The organism is Deltaproteobacteria bacterium (assembly GCA_005879795.1).
Classification (GTDB): domain Bacteria; phylum Desulfobacterota; class Binatia; order DP-6; family DP-6; genus DP-6.
In genome coordinates this window covers 1-2,503 of the sequence record VBKJ01000271.1, presented here as the reverse complement: position 1 = coordinate 2,503, position 2,503 = coordinate 1, and the positions used below count along the sequence as shown (strand labels likewise).

Genomic DNA, 2,503 nt, shown 5'->3' with positions numbered 1-2,503 from the left:
CGACGCCGCCACCGCCCACCTCCTCGATCTCATCCGCGTATCTGGACTCCTCGGTCAAGACCGGCGTGCAGTGCGCGTGGAGAGCCAATCGAGTTCCTGACCTTTGATGGCCACGCGGATAATCGGCTTCGCCTCGCGGCGGTCGTCGCCGGTCAAGGGCGACTTCGTGACAGCGGGCAGCCCTGGGCACCTGGCGCGAAGGTTGAGCCGCGCAGGCCGGCCGCTCTTCGCGATCATCAGCAATCCCGGATTTGTGCGAGCACGGATCAGCTCGCCCCGTGAGAAGGCGTTGCGGACACCGAATGCGGCAGCCAGCTCAGACTGCACTCGTATCTCCGGCCTCTCGGAAGGGAGCGCTCACGCTCCGGGCCATGATGGAAGTCGCGCGCGGGGAGCCAATCGTGACAGCGGCCTGAGCGGCCATCGGGCTTGCAGGCTTTCCCCTCGCGCCGGTCGGAGCCGGTGCGCCATCAGTGTCGTGTGCCGCGCAGCCTCGGGTGAGCTCGTCCGTCACGTGGTTCAGACCGCAGGCGCGGCGGTGAAGTCGTTCCCGATCCGCCAGACTGCCCAGGCGATCCGCGCCAGCTTGTTGGCCAGGGCCACGGCCGCCTTGTTGTGGCCGCGAAGGCGCTCGACCTGCAACGCCCACGTGCGTAACCGGTCTGTCGCCGGGGCTGTCTTCGACTTCGCGTGATGCAGCACCGAGCGCGCGCCGTGGATGAAGAGCATCCGAAGATAGGTATCGCCTTGCTTGCTGATGGCGCCGAGGTGCCGGCGCTGGCCTGAGGAGTGTTCGCGAGGCGTGAGGCCGAGGTAGCTCGCGAAGTGCCGCGCGGAGGGGAACCGCTGGACGTCGCCCACGACGGCGACGAGGGCCGTCGCCGTCAAGACGCCGATGCCAGGAACCGTGCGCAGCCGCCTGATAAGCAAGGCCGGTTCGGCGACCGTCGCCAACTGGTGCTCGATGGCGCGGATACGTTCCTCGAGCTCGCCGACCTCGCGGATCACCTCGCCGAGCGCCACGCGGAGCAGGCCGGGCACGCCGGCGTCGAGGTCTTCGAGCAGGGCGCGAACGTGCGGCACGACATGATGCGCGCCCGTCGGGATCACCACGCCGAACTCGCGAAGGATCCCGCGCAAGGTATTGAGTCGTGCCGTGCGCGTGGCGACCCACGCCGAGCGGAGCCGATGCAGGCCCGCCAGCGCTTGTTGCGTCTCCGACTTCACGGGCACGGGGCGAAGATCGTCGTTCCGGAACGCCTCGAGCAACCCTTTGGCATCCGTGCGATCCGTCTTGTTGCGCAGGACGTACGGGCGCGCGGCATGCGGTGGCACGAGCACGACGCGGTGCCCGCGGCTCTGCGCCTCCCGCGCCCAGTGGTGGGCTGATCCACACGCTTCCATGACCACGGTCGCGGGCGGGTGCTCGGCGAGAAACCGGCTGAACCGGCCTCGCGATAACCGATGACGCTCTCGGACCTGGCCCGGGTACTCCGACACAGCGACTTCAAACACCGACTTCGCCACGTCGACTGCGATCGTCGTACTATTCATCTCGACTCCTCCTTCCACAGGGGCCTGTGGACGCAAGGCGACTTTGGCACGTCTATGCCGTTCAAGTCGCGGGAGGAGTCCATCCCATCAAGTTCGACGCGCGCGGCGGCTGGAACACCGGCTTTCTCACCTGCGCCGCCTGGCTGACGTGGCGGGTCGGGCTCGACCCGGGCGCCGCGCGCGAGCGCGTGCGCGTGGCCCGTGCCCTCGGCACGCTGCCCCGGCTGGCCCAGGCGCTCTCACGTGGAGAGCTCTCCTACGCGAAGGTCCGAGCGGGAGGGCCGGCACTGCCGCGCACGTCGAGCGGATCGTTCGTGGGTGGCGACGGGTGGACCGGCTGGCCGAGACCCGCGAGACCGCGCGGCGCCACAGGAGCCGGGCGCTGCACGTGTATCAGGACGAGGACGGCATGATGGTCGTGCGCGGGCGGCTGGCGCCGGAGGTCGGAGCGCTGCTCGTGCAGGCGCTCGCCGCGGCCCGCGAGAGGCTGTATCAGCAAGCACGGGCCACGGACGCCGCCCCAGATAGCCACACGCTGGGTTCCGCGGAAACGTCTCAGCGCCTGGCGTGCGACGCGAGCCGGGTGGTGATGCGGCACACTCCGGATGGCCGCGTCGTGGAGGTCGGCGCCCGGACCCGGACCATTCCTCCTGCGCTCCGGCGCGTGCTCCATCACCGCGACCGGGGTTGCCGCTTCCCGGGCTGCGGCCGTCCGTTCGGTCAGGGTCATCACATCCGCCACCGGGCCCACGGCGGGCCGACCACGCTCCCGAACCTGGCGCTGCTCTGTCGCCGGCAGCATCGCGCAGTTCACGAGGAGGGTTACCAGGTGGAGCGACAGCCCGACGGCGAACTGAGATTCCTGCGCCCGGACGGCCGGCCATTGCCCGAAGTCCCGTCGCCGCCAAACGTGCCGGACGATCCCATCCACGTTCTGCGAGCGCGGCAC

Annotated in this window: 3 protein-coding genes; 2 read left to right on the top strand and 1 reads right to left on the bottom strand. The window is 69.8% G+C overall.

Going from position 1 to position 2,503, the window contains the following annotated elements:
* Positions 1–519 precede the first annotated feature (519 nt).
* Entirely contained in the window at positions 520–1,554 is a 1,035-nt protein-coding gene (locus E6J59_19965; protein ID TMB15426.1) for an IS110 family transposase, read from the bottom strand.
* Here E6J59_19965 and E6J59_19960 point away from each other — a divergent pair.
* On the top strand, positions 1,458–1,967 hold the full coding sequence (locus E6J59_19960) for a DUF222 domain-containing protein (protein TMB15427.1): 510 nt from the start codon (positions 1,458–1,460) through the stop codon (positions 1,965–1,967). The genes E6J59_19965 and E6J59_19960 overlap by 97 nt on opposite strands.
* Positions 1,883–2,503: DUF222 domain-containing protein (locus E6J59_19955; GenBank protein ID TMB15425.1), on the top strand; the 621-nt coding region annotated here is incomplete at its 3' end. The genes E6J59_19960 and E6J59_19955, both read left to right, overlap by 85 nt.